3 protein-coding genes are annotated in these 19,445 nt (G+C 37.9%); all 3 read left to right on the plus strand.

What is annotated here, in order from left to right:
* Nucleotides 1-1,075: 1,075 nt before the first annotated feature.
* Nucleotides 1,076-5,287 carry a non-ribosomal peptide synthetase gene (locus NG743_RS08960; RefSeq protein WP_257121865.1) on the plus strand — a complete coding sequence of 1,404 codons (4,212 nt, stop codon included), beginning with the start codon at nt 1,076-1,078 and terminating at the stop codon, nt 5,285-5,287.
* Between the two features lie 671 nt (nt 5,288-5,958).
* Complete coding sequence (locus tag NG743_RS08965; protein WP_257121866.1) at nt 5,959-19,164, plus strand: non-ribosomal peptide synthetase; 13,206 nt, start codon at nt 5,959-5,961, stop codon at nt 19,162-19,164.
* 155 nt (nt 19,165-19,319) lie between these two features.
* Nucleotides 19,320-19,445 carry a hypothetical protein gene (locus tag NG743_RS08970; protein WP_255549941.1) on the plus strand — a complete coding sequence of 42 codons (126 nt, stop codon included), beginning with the start codon at nt 19,320-19,322 and terminating at the stop codon, nt 19,443-19,445.

A 19,445-nucleotide genomic window follows, 5' to 3' on the forward strand; every position in this document is an offset into this window, starting at 1 on the left:
ATATTTACAGTCATTGCGAGGGCAGGGAAGCAATCACAACCCTTGGAATTGCTTCATTTCACTTCGTTCCACATGGCTAACGCCACGCTACGCTAACGCAATGACATTGTGTAATTAATTCTGTCTCACGACTTATAAAAATCCTGCAATTACTTCAATTCTGATTGGATAGTATAACATTAGTTCTTGGCATGTAAGTAATTGGACAAAAATATTTACAGTCATTGCGAGGGAAGGGAAGCAATCACAACCCTTGCGATTGCTTCATTTCACTTCGTTCATTCATGTGATGGTAAGTTTGTACTTGTAGGGTGCGTCAGACCCAATAATTTGGTAAAAAACAGATTTCCTCTATCTAACGTGGTTGGTGAGATTCTTAACTGTCTTAACAGTTGTCTTAAATGTTTAAACTGCTATTGTATTTTATGGCTAAACCTGAGATTATACTCGAAATAGCTGGAAGCTAGACTTTCTTATCATACAAAGAAAATAAAAAAATGGGTCAGAAACTGCAATACCTTAGAGGATGTTTGAAAAGTCGTATACCGTAATTTTCATCACATTGTTACCCCCCTTTCCCCTTATAAAGCTACGGTGTACACACAAGTTATCGCATCACCATTATTCCTCAAATTACCCTACCCTAACCCTCCCCGATGCTTTGGGGAGGGAACTGGATTCTTGTTTCCCCCCTTTGCATCAGGGGGATTAATGGGGGTAATTATAACTTGTGTGTACACGATAGCCTTGTAAAGGGGGGAAACAATAAATATCTAGTTCCCTCCCCGATGCTTTGGGGAGGGTTAGGGTGGGGTAAAAAATATTTGATACATCAACCATAACTTTTCAAACACCCTCTAGGAGAGAGTTAGGGAGAGGTTTCATATTTAGTTGAACTATGAACCATTTGCAGTATATTTGTTTGCTTAATAAGCATTATTTTAAAATAAGCATAACTTTAAAAAATAACATCAATTGAAATAAAAGAAAATAAATGACTGTTTTACCTTATAATTACGATTAATTAGAAAATAATTAACAGCCGCTTTAATCTTAATAAGGATATATAAAGACAATGAATTTAGACAACCATAATCAAATTTTAGCGACTTCAACTAACGAAAATTTTACATACCAAAAAATAGAAGTTGCTATTCGGTCGAGTTTGACTGTAGATGATTGTGTAGTTATCAAGAGACAGACAGAAAAGGTAAAACAGGAATTAATAGCTTATATAGTTCCATCAGGTTTGTTTGCACCAGAACAACTTTTATCTCACCTGCAAACAATTCTTCCCAGCGAGTTGACACCCACTGCATTTGTACCTGTCTCTACCATACCCTTAACAGAGACAGGGCAGGTAGATGAAGTTGCGTTAGCTAGTTTAGAAGTAATTAAATCTGACTTAATACGAGATTTAGAAAAGCAATTAGAGTCATTGTCAGAAATTGATCAGGTTGCTGTGGTTGTTGAACCTGTGGTTAAAAGTATTAGTATTCCTCCTGTGCATTTAGAAGATTTGTTGGGGGAGACTCCAGCAAACCCCTATGAAAATAACCAACAAGAAATACAAGTAAGTACACATAGTCAAAACATAGAAAATAAAAATTATTATTTATCAAAAAAATTAGCCATTAGTCACAGTGAACCACTGCCATACTCCCCAGACGCTCCTAAAAATTTAGTAGAAGTATTACAACGAGCCTCAGAAAATTCAAACAAAGGTATTATCTATATTAAATCTGATGGTAGTGAGACATTTCAATCTTACAGAAAATTATGGCAAGATGCCCAAATCATTTTAGCTGGATTAAGAAAAACAGGACTCAAACCTCAAGACAAAGTAATTTTCCAACTGGAAGATAATCAAGATTTTATCTGTGCTTTTTGGGGTTGTGTTTTGGGTGGTTTTGTTCCAGTACCAGTATCTATTGCTCCCATTTATGAACCAGCCAATAATACAGCCAGTAAATTAAAAAACACCTGGGAGATGTTAGAGAAACCCTTGGTACTAACAAGTGGTTCTTTAGCTGCTGATATTGATGATTTTGCCAGAGGTTTAAACTTAGAAAACTTTAAAATTGTAACCGTTGATGAGTTGCGTCAATGTGAAGCAGATTTAAACATATATGAGAATCAACCCGAAGATTTAGCAATTTTGCTTTTGACTTCTGGCAGCACGGGAATACCCAAGTGTGTGATGTTAAATCATCGCAATATCTTGAGTATGACAACTGGCTTAATTTTAATGGGTCATTTTTCCAGCCAGGAAAGTGTTTTAAACTGGATGCCTTTAGATCATGTGGGTGCGTTAGTTTCTCTGAGTATCATGGCTGCGAGTTTAGGTTGCCAGCAAATTCATGTACATACTGATTTAATTGTACAGAAACCGCTTCACTGGCTAGATTTAATTGATAAACATCAAGCGACAATTAGCTGGTCGCCTAACTTTGCGTTTTCCTTAATTTGTGACCGTGCTGTAGAAATCAATCGCCAGCAATGGGATTTATCTTCTATGAAGTTTATCATCAATGCTGGAGAACCAATTGTTACAAAAACAGCGAGGAATTTCTTAAAACTTCTCAGTCATCATGGTTTACCAACTAATGCTATTCACCCAGCCTTTGGAATGTGTGAAACTTCTTCTGGTATTACCTATTCTGACAGTTTTTCTCTAGAATCTTCCTCAGATCAAACTTCATTTGTAGAATTAGGATTACCAATTGCTGGTGCTGCATTACGGATTGTTGATGAAAACGAACAAATAGTAACCGAAAATACTATTGGGCGTTTACAGGTAAAAGGTGCATCTGTTACTATCGGTTACTATCAAAATCCACAAGCAAACCAAGAAGCTTTTACTACTGATGGTTGGTTTAATACGGGGGATTTAGGCTTTCTAGATCAAGGACGTTTAACCATTACGGGCAGAATCAAAGATGTAATTATCATTAATGGATTAAATTACTATTGTCATGAAATTGAAGCTGCTGTTGAGGAAATGACAGGAGTAGAAGTTTCTTATACAGGTGCTTGTGCAGTCAGACAACCAGGAAGTAATACTGATAAATTAGCTATATTTTTTAATACTTACCTAAATGATGATCAAAGTTTATTAACTCTACTCAAGGAAATTCGCGCTTGTGTTGTGAACAAGGTGAGAATAAATCCTGATTATTTAATTCCAATAGATAAAGACATTATTCCTAAAACCGCTATTGGCAAAATTCAACGTTCTCAACTCAGCCAACGTTTCCAAACAGGTGAATTTAAATCAACTATTAAACGAGTTGATATATTACTAGGCAATAGTAATACCATTCCTAATTGGTTTTACCGTCAAGTATGGAAACCTAAATCACCCATTACTGTTAATTCCTCTTTAACTATTACTAATACAACTCTAGTATTTCTCGATGATTGGGGGTTGGGTGACTATTTATGTCAAACATTGTCAGAAAATAAACTGTCATATATTACCGTTTACCCTGGAAAAGAATTTCAAAAAATCAGTAGTTCTCATTATGTAGTTAATCCCGAAATAGCCAAAGATTATCAACTTTTAATCGAATCCCTAGCAGCAGATAAGATTATTATTGGGCAGATTCTTCATCTTTGGACTTACGATAAATATCAGGAAATTAATAATATTGATAGCTTAGAAAAAGCACAAGCACAGGGAATATATAGTTTATTATTCCTGGTTCAGGCTTTAGCAAAAGTTCAAGGTACTAATAATTATATTCAATTACTATTTATTTCTTCTCATATTCAGTCTATTGCCTCAGATGATCCTATAGCTTATGAGAAATCAACAGTATTAGGACTATTAAAAACTATTCCTCAAGAACTACCTAAACTAAACTGCCGCCACATTGATTTACCTTTTGCGGAAGTTGAAAAAAATGGGTTTTATATTCTCCAAGAAATGCAAATTTCCTCAAAAGAACGAGAGTTAGCATACAGAAATGGACAACGTTTAATTTCTCGCTTAGAACAAGTTGATTTTACCAACACACCTAAATCATCAATTACCTTTCAACAAGAAGGAACTTATTTAATAACCGGGGGACTTGGTGGTATAGGTGTTGAAGTTGCCCGGTATTTGTTAAAACATTACCAAGCTAAATTATTATTAGTTGGGAGAACTCCCCTAAATTCAGAAAAACACATCAAACTCTATCAAGAATTAGCACAGCTTGGGGGTGAAGTAATTTATGAGTCCGTTGATATCTGTGACTTAGAACAGTTGCAAATAATAGTAGAAAAAGCTCAATTTAGATGGGGTGAAAATCTTGATGGTATATTGCATTTAGCTGGAACTTTTCACGAACAACAGGTACTAGAAGAAACGCAGGAAAACTTAGCCGCAATTCTATGTCCTAAATTGTTGGGTGCTTGGGTATTGCATCAGTTAGCAAAAGAGAATCAGGCAAGTATTTTTATTAACTTTTCTTCAGCACACGGTTTTTTTGGTAGCACTGCTGTGGGTGGTTATGCTGCTGCTAATAGTTTTCTCGATAGTTTTACTCATTACCAAAATTCCCCAAATAAATTAACCAATAAATTAACCAGCTATTGTTTCAGTTGGAGTATGTGGGATGATACAGGAATGAGTCAAGGATATCAAATGAAAAATCTGATCCGTGCTAAAGGTTCTTATATCATGTCCTGCTCCCAAGCAATATCTTCTATGCTGGCCAGCTTACACCATCAGCAACATAATTTATTGATCGGTTTAGATGGCAGTAATCAAAATATTCTACGTTGGCAATCATCAACTTTTAATTTACAGAAATTAACCGCCTATTTTACAACTAATACGGGGGAGGTTGTTAAATTACCGGGCTTAAAAGTGCAAGATAATTTTGGCAATGTTTGTATTTATGACTCTGTACAACTGCCAGAAATGCCTTGTTTAGAAAATGGTGAAGTTGATCGTGCTAGACTCATTAAAAGAAGTAACAATCAGGAAAATAGGGAGCAGATTGAACCACGGAACGAGATAGAGTTAAAAATTGCCCAATGTTGGCAACAAGTTTTAAAAGTGACACTTTTAGGAATTCATGATAACTTTTTTGAATTGGGGGGAAATTCTTTACTAGCTGGTCAAGTAATTTCTCGGTTACGGGAAGATTTCTCTTTAGAATTGTCTCTCCAGCGTTTATTGCAAACACCTACTATTGTGGGTTTAGCTCAAACAATTGCAGCAATTCAAACAGTAACTCAAAGTCAGAATACCTTTACTGAAACATCATTACAAGAATACGAAGAGGATTATTTATAAAATGGCTATGGCACAGATACCAAAACCTAGTGATTGACTCACCATTACCGCACTTTTAACCTACATTCCGCACCCCGGTGTCGCAATCGGTTTTTTCTTAATTTCATAACCATCAAATCTTATATTTTGTACCAAACATAATGAATATTGGTAGGCGATAGCGAAGCGCTGCTGCAAGCAGTTCGCAAATTCTCAGTCTCCAAATGACCAATTTTCGTTGTGTATTGTGTAATTAATTAGACGAAAATATTTACAGTCATTGCGAGGGAAGGGAAGCAATCACAACCCTTGCTATTGCTTCATTTCACTTCGTTCCATATGGCTAACGCCACGCAACGCTTACGCAATGATATTGTGTAATTAATTCTGTCTCACTACTTGACAGTTGGAAGTTCCTTAACTGTCTGGTTAACTATGTAAAATATCCTTGTAGTTGACGGCTAAACCTGATAATATTATTTTTAATAACTTAAAATAAAGCAAATATTACAGCAGATTTCGCTCTGATGTGGTGCAAACTTGAACTATAAAACTCTTGTAGTGCGGGCATCTTGCCCGCTGGATATGTACCTCATAACACCGGAAAGTGCTGTATTGAAAATTTGCTTACTTAAAAAGCCAAAATCATCAAAAAATTAGTAGTAAAATTTTGTATTTGAGTGTGCCTAATTATGACAAGAAATATTAAAAATATTTATCCACTTTCATGTGGTCAAGAAGCAATGTGGTTTATCTACCAAATTGCCCCAGAGAGCGTTGCTTATAATATATTTATTACGGTAAAAATTGATTATGAGTTAAAGATTGATGTTGTGAATCGTGTATGGCAAAAAATTATTGAAAAGCACCCGATTCTGAGAACCACATACACCAATCATGAAGGTAAACCGGTACAGCAGGTTAATCAACAAGAGAATTTTAGTGTTGAGGTAATAGATAGCAAGGAGTGGAGCGAAGAACAATTAGCAAAGAAAATCTATGCTATTGCTGACCGCCCTTTTAACTTAGAACAAGATTCAGTTTTGAGAGTTAATTTATTTAGTCGTTCAGCAGAAAAACACATTCTCATGCTGACAATGCACCACATTGCCGGTGATATGTGGTCTTTTGATTTATTGCTGAGTGAATTTCAAACTTTATATCTCAGGGAAATTGAGCAAATTAGTCAAGAACAGACAGAAACAGTAGATTATCTCAGTGAAAAAAAATCCTATGCGGACTTTGTTCACTGGCAATCAGAAATGCTATCTAGTTCTCAGGGAGAAAAACTGTGGCAACACTGGCAAGAACAATTAGCTGGAGAATTGCCAATTTTGAATTTGCTACCAGACAAACCCCGCCCCGCAGTACAGACATATCAAGGGGCATCATACATAGTCAAGCTAGATGAACAGTTAACTGAAAAACTCAACCATCTAGCTGTAGCATCTAAAACCAGCCTTTATCAGATTCTGCTTACAGCATTTTACATCCAACTTTACCGATACACCAACCAAACAGATATCCTCATATCCAGCCCGATGAGGGGTAGGAGGGGGGGAAACTTCGAAGAGATTGTTGGCTACTTTGTTAACCTGACAGTTTTAAGGGTTTCTGTCCAGGAAAATGCGACATTCCAAGAATTTCTGGCTCAAGTCAGCAAGACAGTAAAAAAAGCCCAATATCATCAAGATTACCCTTTTGGTTTGTTAGCACAAAAACTTCAGCCACAAAAGAATCCCAGCCGTTCTCCTTTATCTCAAGTTAGTTTTACTTGGCAACGACATCGTTGGTGTGAACTAACAGAAAAATCATCACACATTCAAGAACAAGTGCTTCAGATGGAGCCATACTTGCTCGGACATCAAAGGGGAGCAGACTTAGATTTGAATTTAATGGTAATGGAAGCTCAGGGAGTGTTGCAACCTTGCTGGCAATACAACACCGACTTATTTAATAGTAGGACTATTGAGCGGATGGCAGGACATTATATTACCCTGCTGGAATCCATTGTCACCAATCCCCAGGAGTCTATTGCCCAATTACCATTATTGACAGAAGTTGAAAAGCACCAGCTATTAACAGAATGGAATGATACCCAAGTTGAATATCCTGTTGATAAATGTATCCATGAGTTATTTGAAGAGCAGGTAGAGAAAACACCGGATGCAGTAGCGGTAGTATTTGAAAATCAACAACTCACCTATCAGCAATTAAATAGTCGGGCTAATCAGTTAGCCAATTACTTACAAACGTTGGGTGTAAAACCAGATACATTAGTAGGGATTTGTGTAGAGCGTTCCCTAGAAATGGTAATTGGATTATTAGGGATTCTCAAAGCAGGAGGAGCGTATGTACCCCTTGACCCCGAATATCCCCAGGAACGCTTGAGCTTCATGTTAGAAGATGCTCAAGTTTCAGTATTGCTGACACAAAAATCACTATTAAATGAATTACCCTTAGACAATCGAGAAAAACCTTGTCAGGTAATTTGTTTAGATGAAAACACCTTTAACTTAGAATTAACCGAAAACCCCAGTCACCAAAGTCAACCTAATAATTTAGCCTACGTAATTTATACCTCTGGATCTACGGGAAGACCCAAAGGGGTAATGATAGAGCATAGCGCCATAGTCAATTTAAGTTTAACCTGGGCTAAAACTTTCCAAGTAGAAAACCATAGCCGATTATTGCAATTTGGTTCTTTTAGTTTTGATTTATCCGTAGGTGAAATTAGCACAGCCTTAGTGACAGGTGCTTGTTTGTATTTAGGAAATAAAGTAACTTTATTGCCTAGTCAAAGCTTAGTAGACTTTTTAACAGTAAACAAAATTACCCATAGCTTCTTATCGCCTTCAGCCTTATCTGTACTACCCAAAGCAAAATTACCTGATTTGCAATATCTGACAGTAGGTGGTGAAGCTTGTACAACTGAATTAGTTAATCAGTGGGGAACAGAAAGAAATTTCTACAATTGCTACGGACCTACAGAATCCACAGTCACCGCTACTATCTTCCATTGTCAACCCAATGGCAGAAAACCACCTATTGGTAAACCAATATCTAATCTTCGCATCTATATCTTAGATAGAAACAATCAACTATTACCGCCAGGAATACCAGGGGAATTGTGTATTGCTGGGGTTGGTTTAGCTAGAGGCTATTTAAATCGTCCCCAAGCGACTACGGAAAAATTTATGGAAATAGATATATGTGGTCAAGTGGAGCGAATTTACAGAACAGGAGACTTAGCAAGATGGGGTGCTGATGGCAACATAGAATACTTAGGGCGCATAGATAATCAAGTAAAAATCAGAGGATTCCGCATAGAACTAGGAGAAATAGAAACGGTACTCAATCAACATCCTCAAATCCAGACATCCTCTGTCATTGCTCGTGAAGACATTCCTGGACAGAAGCAATTAGTATCCTACCTAGTACCACATCAGGATTCCACAGTAACCATCAGTGAAATGCGCCAATATCTCAAAGAAACACTGCCAGAATATATGGTGCCTCATGGTTTTGTGATACTAGAATCCTTACCCCTAACTCCCAACGGCAAAATAGACCATCGGGCTTTACCAGCACCAGATTCCCGTGCAGGAATAGAAATAAGTTTTGTGCTACCACGGAATCAAACAGAAAAAATATTAGCGCAGATTTGGGCAGAAGTGCTGAGAGTAAAACAAGTAGGAATTCACGATAACTTCTTTGAACTAGGTGGAGATTCAATTCTCAGCATCCAAATTTTAGCCAAAGCCAAACAAGCAGGACTAGAACTGACAGCTAAACAACTATTTGCAAATCAAACAATTGCCCAATTGGAAGCAATAGCAGGAACAGTCAAAACCACAGAGATAAAACAAGAATTAGTCACAGGTACATTACCTCTGACACCTATTCAACACTGGTTTTTTGAGCAAAATTTTACAGCAGTACACCACTTCAATCAAGCATTTCTGCTATCAGTTCCCAGTGATCTAAAAGTAGAGCTATTAAAACAAGTATTCCAGCAACTACTAATACATCATGATGCCCTAAGGTTAAGTTTTACCCAAAATGAATCCACTTGGCAACAGATGTACTCTGCTCCAAAAGATAAAATTGGGTTCTGTGAGATAGACCTATCAAAAATTCCAGAAAATAAGCAACCAGAAGCTATAGAAGAGCAAGGGAATTTATTACAGGCGAGCTTAGAATTATCAGAAAACCTAGTGGAAGTCGCCTTTTTCCATCTGGGTATCGGTAAAAGAGCGCGATTACTAATAACAATCCATCACTTAGCCATTGATGGTGTATCCTGGAGAATCTTACTAGAAGATTTACAAACAGCCTACCAGCAAATAGATCAAGGTCAAGCTATTCAACTGCCTGCCAAAACCACAGCTTTTAAAGATTGGTCAGAGAAATTAACAGATTATGCCCAATCCCAATCCCTGAAAACTGAAACCGCGTATTGGTTAAATCAAAATCGCAGAGAAGTTCCTGCCATCGCAATAGACCATAGAAAAGGGGAAAATACCGTTGGCGCAGAGAACACAATATCATCGTATTTAAGCGAAGCGGAGACTCGCACCTTGCTGCAAGATGTACCAAAAGCTTACAACACTCAAATTAACGATATCCTACTGACCACCTTAGGATTGGTTTTGAGCAAATGGACAAACTCCAAGAGAGTGCTGTTCAACTTAGAAGGACATGGAAGGGAAGACATAGTTGATGGTGTAGATTTATCACGGACAATAGGTTGGTTTACAACCATATTCCCTGTCGTAGTAGAACTACCAACCACAGACAATTTAGGGGACACTTTAAAATCAGTTAAAGAACAACTAAGAGCTATTCCCAATAAAGGAATTGGCTATGGCTTATTGCGCTATCTGAGTCAAGAACCAGAAATTGCCAACCAACTCAAGAAATTACCCCAAGCCGAAATCAGTTTTAATTATTTGGGTCAATTTGACCAACAAATGAATACAAGATCTTGGATACAAATGGGGAACGAGTCGGCAGGAAGAATGCACAGTTCACAAAACAACCGCCCTCATCTGCTAGATATAAACAGCATGATAGTGGGAGAAAAGTTGGAAATACAGTGGACTTACAGCAGAAATCTTCACCAAGATGCCACCATTGAAAAACTGGCACAGGAATTTGTCAAAACATTGCAGGATATAATTACCCATTGTGCATCTGGCGAAAATGGAGGTTATACACCTTCAGATTTCCCATTAGTGAAGCTCAACCAGTTAGAAATAGACCAACTATTGGCAAGTTTCGGCAAAACGAAAAAAACTAACTGGCGAAATATTGAAAATATATATCCACTGTCACCAATGCAAGAGGGGATGCTGTTTGAAAGTTTGTATGCCCCTGATTCTCAAGTATATTTTGAACAGTCGATTTACAATTTGAGTGGTAAACTAAACCTGGTAGCATTTGAAAAAGCTTGGCAGCAAGTAGTAGCAAGACATTCAATATTGCGGACTGCTTTTATTTGGGAGCAGTTGGCAGAGCCGGTGCAAATAGTTTATCGGCAAGTGGATGTTAAAATAGAGAGCGAGGATTGGCAGCACCTATCGACTCAAGAAGCACAAGAAAAATTAGAGGTGTTAGTGCAGTCTCAGAGAAAACAGGGTTTCCAACTGTCTACAGCACCATTAATGCAGTTAAGTGTTATACAATTGAGTGCAGATAGTTATCAATTTGTGTGGAATTTTCATCATTTATTGCTTGATGGCTGGTCAGTGCCTTTACTGTTCCAAGACCTATTGTATTTTTATCAAGCAATTATCAAAGGTGAAAATCCAACACTACCAGCAGTTTTAAGCTATGACAAATATATTGCTTGGTTACAGCAGCAAGACTTGAGCAAAGCTGAAGAATTTTGGCGAGAAAAACTGCAAGGTTTTACAGCACCAACTCCTTTAACAGTTGATAAATTATCTTCAAAGGGTAAACAGTTAGATTCTCGTTACAGGGAACAAAAAATTCAACTGACAGCGCAACAAACAGAAGCTTTACAGACCTTTGTCCGAAAGCATCAACTGACGATGAATAATTTGGTGCAGGGAGCTTGGGGTTTATTATTATCTCGGTACAGTCAAGAATCAGATATTGTTTTTGGTGCTACAGTATCTGGTCGTCCTCCATCTTTAATGGGTGTGGAGTCAATGGTAGGATTATTTATCAATAGCTTACCAGTGAGAGTTAAAACTTGTCCTGAAACTGAAGTTTTGACTTTGTTAAAAGATTTACAAACACAGCAAGTTGAGTCTGAACAATATTCCTATAGCTCATTGGCAGATATTCAAAGATTGAGTGATGTTCCTGGAGGGACTTCTTTATTTGAGAGTCTTGTTGTTTTTGAGAATTATCCAGTTAATGAGGCAGGGGAAAAAACCAATTATGGTTTCTCAATAGATAATGTTCAGGGTATTGAGCAAACCAATTATCCTTTAACAGTAGGAGTAATTCCTCGCAAGGAATTACTGATAATAATTAGTTATGATACTAGCCGATTTGATGATTCAGCGATCTCTCGTTTGTTAGGACATTTCCAAAGATTGTTATCTGGAATTGTCACCAATCCCCAGGAGTCTATTGCCCAATTATCATTATTGACAGAAGTTGAAAAGCACCAGCTATTAACAGAATGGAATGATACCCAAGTTGAATATCCTGTTGATAAATGTATCCATGAGTTATTTGAAGAGCAGGTAGAGAAAACACCGGATGCAGTAGCGGTGGTGTTTGAAAATCAACAACTCACCTATCAGCAATTAAATAGTCGGGCTAATCAGTTAGCCAATTACTTACAAACGTTGGGTGTAAAACCAGAGACATTAGTGGGGATTTGTGTAGAGCGTTCCCTAGAAATGATTGTGGGACTACTGGGTATTCTCAAAGCGGGTGGTGCTTATCTGCCAATTGACCCAGAATATCCGACTGAGCGTGTGAGTTTGATGCTCGAAGATGCTCAAGTATCTTTGCTACTGTCTCAAAAGTCACTATTAAGTCAATTACCCGTAGATAACCAAGCAAACCCCTGTCAGGTCATTTGTTTAGACCAAGACACCTTTAACTTAGAATTAACCGAAAACCCCAGTCACCAAAGTCAACCTAATAATTTAGCCTACGTAATTTATACCTCTGGATCTACGGGAAGACCCAAAGGGGTAATGATAGAGCATAGCGCCATAGTCAATTTAAGTTTAACCTGGGCTAAAACTTTCCAAGTAGAAAACCATAGCCGATTATTGCAATTTGGTTCTTTTAGTTTTGATTTATCCGTAGGTGAAATTAGCACAGCCTTAGTGACAGGTGCTTGTTTGTATTTAGGAAATAAAGTAACTTTATTGCCTAGTCAAAGCTTAGTAGACTTTTTAACAGTAAACAAAATTACCCATAGCTTCTTATCGCCTTCAGCCTTATCTGTACTACCCAAAGCAAAATTACCTGATTTGCAATATCTGACAGTAGGTGGTGAAGCTTGTACAACTGAATTAGTTAATCAGTGGGGAACAGAAAGAAATTTCTACAATTGCTACGGACCTACAGAATCCACAGTCACTGCTACTATCTTCCATTGTCAACCCAATGGCAGAAAACCACCTATTGGTAAACCAATATCTAATCTTCGCATCTATATCTTAGATAGAAACAATCAACTATTACCGCCAGGAATACCAGGGGAATTGTGTATTGCTGGGGTTGGTTTAGCTAGAGGCTATTTAAATCGTCCCCAAGCGACTACGGAAAAATTTATGGAAATAGATATATGTGGTCAAGTGGAGCGAATTTACAGAACAGGAGACTTAGCAAGATGGGGTACTGATGGCAACATAGAATACTTAGGGCGCATAGATAATCAAGTAAAAATCAGAGGATTCCGCATAGAACTAGGAGAAATAGAAACGGTACTCAATCAACATCCTCAAATCCAGACATCCTCTGTCATTGCTCGTGAAGACATTCCTGGACAGAAGCAATTAGTATCCTACCTAGTACCACATCAGGATTCCACAGTAACCATCAGTGAAATGCGCCAATATCTCAAAGAAACACTGCCAGAATATATGGTGCCTCATGGTTTTGTGATACTAGAATCCTTACCCCTAACTCCCAACGGCAAAATAGACCATCGGGCTTTACCAGCACCAGATTCCCGTGCAGGAATAGAAATAAGTTTTGTGCTACCACGGAATCAAACAGAAAAAATATTAGCGCAGATTTGGGCAGAAGTGCTGAGAGTAAAACAAGTAGGAATTCACGATAACTTCTTTGAACTAGGTGGAGATTCAATTCTCAGCATCCAAATTTTAGCCAAAGCCAAACAAGCAGGACTAGAACTGACAGCTAAACAACTATTTGCAAATCAAACAATTGCCCAATTGGAAGCAATAGCAGGAACAGTCAAAACCACAGAGATAAAACAAGAATTAGTCACAGGTACATTACCTCTGACACCTATTCAACACTGGTTTTTTGAGCAAAATTTTACAGCAGTACACCACTTCAATCAAGCATTTCTGCTATCAGTTCCCAGTGATCTAAAAGTAGAGCTATTAAAACAAGTATTCCAGCAACTACTAATACATCATGATGCCCTAAGGTTAAGTTTTACCCAAAATGAATCCACTTGGCAACAGATGTACTCTGCTCCAAAAGATAAAATTGGGTTCTGTGAGATAGACCTATCAAAAATTCCAGAAAATAAGCAACCAGAAGCTATAGAAGAGCAAGGGAATTTATTACAGGCGAGCTTAGAATTATCAGAAAACCTAGTGGAAGTCGCCTTTTTCCATCTGGGTATCGGTAAAAGAGCGCGATTACTAATAACAATCCATCACTTAGCCATTGATGGTGTATCCTGGAGAATCTTACTAGAAGATTTACAAACAGCCTACCAGCAAATAGATCAAGGTCAAGCTATTCAACTGCCTGCCAAAACCACAGCTTTTAAAGATTGGTCAGAGAAATTAACAGATTATGCCCAATCCCAATCCCTGAAAACTGAAACCGCGTATTGGTTAAATCAAAATCGCAGAGAAGTTCCTGCCATCGCAATAGACCATAGAAAAGGGGAAAATACCGTTGGCGCAGAGAACACAATATCATCGTATTTAAGCGAAGCGGAGACTCGCACCTTGCTGCAAGATGTACCAAAAGCTTACAACACTCAAATTAACGATATCCTACTGACCACCTTAGGATTGGTTTTGAGCAAATGGACAAACTCCAAGAGAGTGCTGTTCAACTTAGAAGGACATGGAAGGGAAGACATAGTTGATGGTGTAGATTTATCACGGACAATAGGTTGGTTTACAACCATATTCCCTGTCGTAGTAGAACTACCAACCACAGACAATTTAGGGGACACTTTAAAATCAGTTAAAGAACAACTAAGAGCTATTCCCAATAAAGGAATTGGCTATGGCTTATTGCGCTATCTGAGTCAAGAACCAGAAATTGCCAACCAACTCAAGAAATTACCCCAAGCCGAAATCAGTTTTAATTATTTGGGTCAATTTGACCAACAAATGAATACAAGATCTTGGATACAAATGGGGAACGAGTCGGCAGGAAGAATGCACAGTTCACAAAACAACCGCCCTCATCTGCTAGATATAAACAGCATGATAGTGGGAGAAAAGTTGGAAATACAGTGGACTTACAGCAGAAATCTTCACCAAGATGCCACCATTGAAAAACTGGCACAGGAATTTGTCAAAACATTGCAGGATATAATTACCCATTGTGCATCTGGTGAAAATGGAGGTTATACACCTTCAGATTTCCCATTAGTGAAGCTCAACCAGTTAGAACTAGACCAACTATTGGCAAGTTTAGACAAAACTAACTGGCGAAATATTGAAGATATTTATCCACTGTCCCCCATGCAAGAGGGGATGCTGTTTGAAAGTTTGTATGCCCCTGATTCTCAGGCATATTTTGAACAGTCGATTTACAATTTGAGTGGTAATTTAAACCTGTCAGCATTTGAAAAAGCTTGGCAGCAAGTATTAGAAAGACATTCAATTTTGCGGACTGCTTTTATTTGGGAGCAATTGGCACAGCCACTGCAAATAGTTTATCGGCAAGCAGAGGTTAAACTACAGACTGATGATTGGCAGCACCTATCTCCTGAAGAAGCACAACAAAAATTAGAATTGTTGTTACAGTCTCAGAGAAAACAGGGTTTCCAACTGTCCGCTGCACCATTAATGCAGTGGAGTGTTATACAATTGGGTACAGATAGTTATCAATTTGTGTGGAATTTTCATCACTTATTGCTTGATGGCTGGTCAGTGCCTTTACTTTTCCAAGACTTATTGTATTCTTATCAAGCAATTATCAAAGGTGAGAATCGAATACTACCACCAGTTTTAAGCTATGACAATTATATTGCTTGGTTACAGCAGCAAGACTTGACCAAAGCTCAAGAATTTTGGCGAGAAAAATTGCAAGGCTTTACAGCACCAACTCCTTTAACAGTTGATAAATTATCGTCAAACCAGAAACAGTTAGATTCTAGTTACAGGGAACAAAAAATCCAACTGACAAGGGAGGAAACATCAAATTTACAGACGTTTGCCAGACAGCATCAACTGACGATGAATAATGTGGTGCAGGGAGCTTGGGCTTTATTATTATCTCGGTACAGTCAAGAATCAGATATTGTTTTTGGTGCTACAGTATCTGGTCGTCCCCCATCTTTAATGGGTGTGGAGTCAATGGTAGGATTGTTTATCAACAGCTTACCAGTAAGAGTTAAAACTTGTGCTGAAACTGAAGTTTTGACTTTGTTAAAAGATTTACAAACACAGCAAGTTGAGTCTGAACAATATTCCTATAGCTCATTGGCAGATATTCAAAGATTGAGTGATGTTCCTGGAGGGACTTCTTTATTTGAGAGTCTTGTTGTTTTTGAGAATTATCCAGTTAATGAGGCAGGGGAAAAAACCAATTATGGTTTCTCAATAGATAATGTTCAGGGTATTGAGCAAACCAATTATCCTTTAACAGTAGGAGTAATTCCTCGCAAGGAATTACTGATAATAATTAGTTATGATACTAGCCGATTTGATGATTCAGCGATCTCTCGTTTGTTAGGACATTTCCAAAGATTGTTATCTGGAATTGTCACCAATCCCCAGGAGTCTATTGCCCAATTATCATTATTGACAGAAGTTGAAAAGCACCAGCTATTAACAGAATGGAATGATACCCAAGTTGAATATCCTGTTGATAAATGTATCCATGAGTTATTTGAAGAGCAGGTAGAGAAAACACCGGATGCAGTAGCGGTGGTGTTTGAAAATCAACAACTCACCTATCAGCAATTAAATATTCGGGCTAATCAGTTAGCCAATTATTTACAAACGTTGGGTGTAAAACCAGATACATTAGTAGGGATTTGTGTAGAGCGTTCCCTAGAAATGGTAATTGGATTATTAGGGATTCTCAAAGCAGGAGGAGCGTATGTACCCCTTGACCCTGAATATCCCCAGGAACGCTTGAGCTTCATGTTAGAAGATGCTCAAGTTTCAGTATTGCTGACACAAAAATCACTATTAAATGAATTACCCTTAGACAATCGAGAAAAACCTTGTCAGGTAATTTGTTTAGATGAAAACACCTTTAACTTAGAATTAACCGAAAACCCCAGTCACCAAAGTCAACCTAATAATTTAGCCTACGTAATTTATACCTCTGGATCTACGGGAAGACCCAAAGGGGTAATGATAGAGCATAGCGCCATAGTCAATTTAAGTTTAACCTGGGCTAAAACTTTCCAAGTAGAAAACCATAGCCGATTATTGCAATTTGGTTCTTTTAGTTTTGATTTATCCGTAGGTGAAATTAGCACAGCCTTAGTGACAGGTGCTTGTTTGTATTTAGGAAATAAAGTAACTTTATTGCCTAGTCAAAGCTTAGTAGACTTTTTAACAGTAAACAAAATTACCCATAGCTTCTTATCGCCTTCAGCCTTATCTGTACTACCCAAAGCAAAATTACCTGATTTGCAATATCTGACAGTAGGTGGTGAAGCTTGTACAACTGAATTAGTTAATCAGTGGGGAACAGAAAGAAATTTCTACAATTGCTACGGACCTACAGAATCCACAGTCACCGCTACTATCTTCCATTGTCAACCCAATGGCAGAAAACCACCTATTGGTAAACCAATATCTAATCTTCGCATCTATATCTTAGATAGAAACAATCAACTATTACCGCCAGGAATACCAGGGGAATTGTGTATTGCTGGGGTTGGTTTAGCTAGAGGCTATTTAAATCGTCCCCAAGCGACTACGGAAAAATTTATGGAAATAGATATATGTGGTCAAGTGGAGCGAATTTACAGAACAGGAGACTTAGCAAGATGGGGTACTGATGGCAACATAGAATACTTAGGGCGCATAGATAATCAAGTAAAAATCAGAGGATTCCGCATAGAACTAGGAGAAATAGAAACGGTACTCAATCAACATCCTCAAATCCAGACATCCTGTGTCATTGCTCGTGAAGATACTCCCACAGACAAACGTCTAGTTGGGTACATAGTACCTAAAAAAGACGTGATGCCGGAAAGCACAGCCATCCGTCAATTCCTGGTGAATAAACTACCAGGGTACATGATACCATCAGCCATTGTCATGGTAGAATTTCTGCCACTGACACCGAACGGTAAAATAGACCATCGCGCCCTACCAAAACCAGAATTAGACAGCACAATACTAGAAAAATATGTTGCTCCACGTAACCCCATAGAAGAACTGTTAACACAAACCTGGTTACAGGTGCTAAAAATAGAATCTGTGGGTGTAAATGACAACTTCTTTGAACTGGGGGGACATTCTTTATTGGCTGTCAAATTGCTCAATCATATTCAAAAAGTATTTAATCAAAAACTTGCTTTAAGTAGTTTATTTGACAATCCAACAATTGCTCAATTAGCATTACAAATCTCTGACCATGAAGTGCAGCAATCCCATCCCCATTTGCTTACACTCCAATCCCAAGGAAATGCCACTCCTATATTTTGTTTACCTGGTACTAACGGACATGGTTTCTATTTTAAAGACTTGGCTATCAACTTAGAAAATCATCCGGTTTATAGTTTAGAAACTCCAGGAAGAAATGGATTTGGCAAAGTTCCAGATTCAGTAGAACTGCATAGTAGTCAAATGATTGATTTATTACGTGAGCAACAACCTCATGGTCCATACGTACTGGCAGGATATTCAGGAGGTTCTGTCGTTGCTTTTGAAATGGCTTGCCAACTGGAAAACCAGGGTGAAAAAGTAGAATTACTGGCTATCTTGGATGCTGGCTTGGTTATTCACCCTGAATATTCAAGTAAGATGACAGATATTGATTGGATGTGGCAATTACTCCAACATATAGAAAATGTAGAGAGAATTTCATTAGGTTTGGACTACGCTGATTTAGCTGCTCAACCAGACGAGTTAGCCCGTTGGGATTTGGTGGCAGAGTATTTATACAAACATGATGTCCTACCGGAAAACTCAAGCCTATCTTTGCTTAAAACTAATATGCAAGTGATGAAACAAATGGCAATTAATTATGATAATTATCGGCCTTCCCATCAAATTTCCGCGCCCATCGGTTTATTCCGCGCTGAAGAAGTGGATGAAGTTGCTTTACAACAACTTCGAGCTATTTCTAATTACGATTTACCGGACTGGGGATGGCAAGATTACACAGAAAACTCTGTGAAAGTAATATCTGTACCTGGAAATCACCACCGGATGCTTTATGAACCTAATGTCAAAACTTTAGCCTCACACTTACGGATGATGATGACTTACCCAATAAATTCCCAAGCAATATCTTCCTTGACGACAACTTTTTTGAATTGGGGGTAAATTCTCTACTAGTACACTGCGGCGTAAGTGAATGAACCATTTTCAAGCCTTGTAATCAGTCAAATTTTCGGAGCTTTTAATGGTTATGTTATTTACGCCAACCTGTACTAGCTGGTCAAGTAATTTCTCGGTTACGGGAAGATTTCTCTCTAGAATTGTCTCTCCAGCATTTGTTGCAAACACCTACTATTGTTGGTTTAGCTCAGACAATTGAAGCAATTCAAAGTCAAAATGCCTTTACTGAAACATCATCACAAGAATACGAAGAGGATTATTTATAA

The sequence above is a fragment of the Dolichospermum heterosporum TAC447 genome (genome assembly GCF_024584745.1).
Lineage (GTDB): Bacteria > Cyanobacteriota > Cyanobacteriia > Cyanobacteriales > Nostocaceae > Dolichospermum > Dolichospermum heterosporum.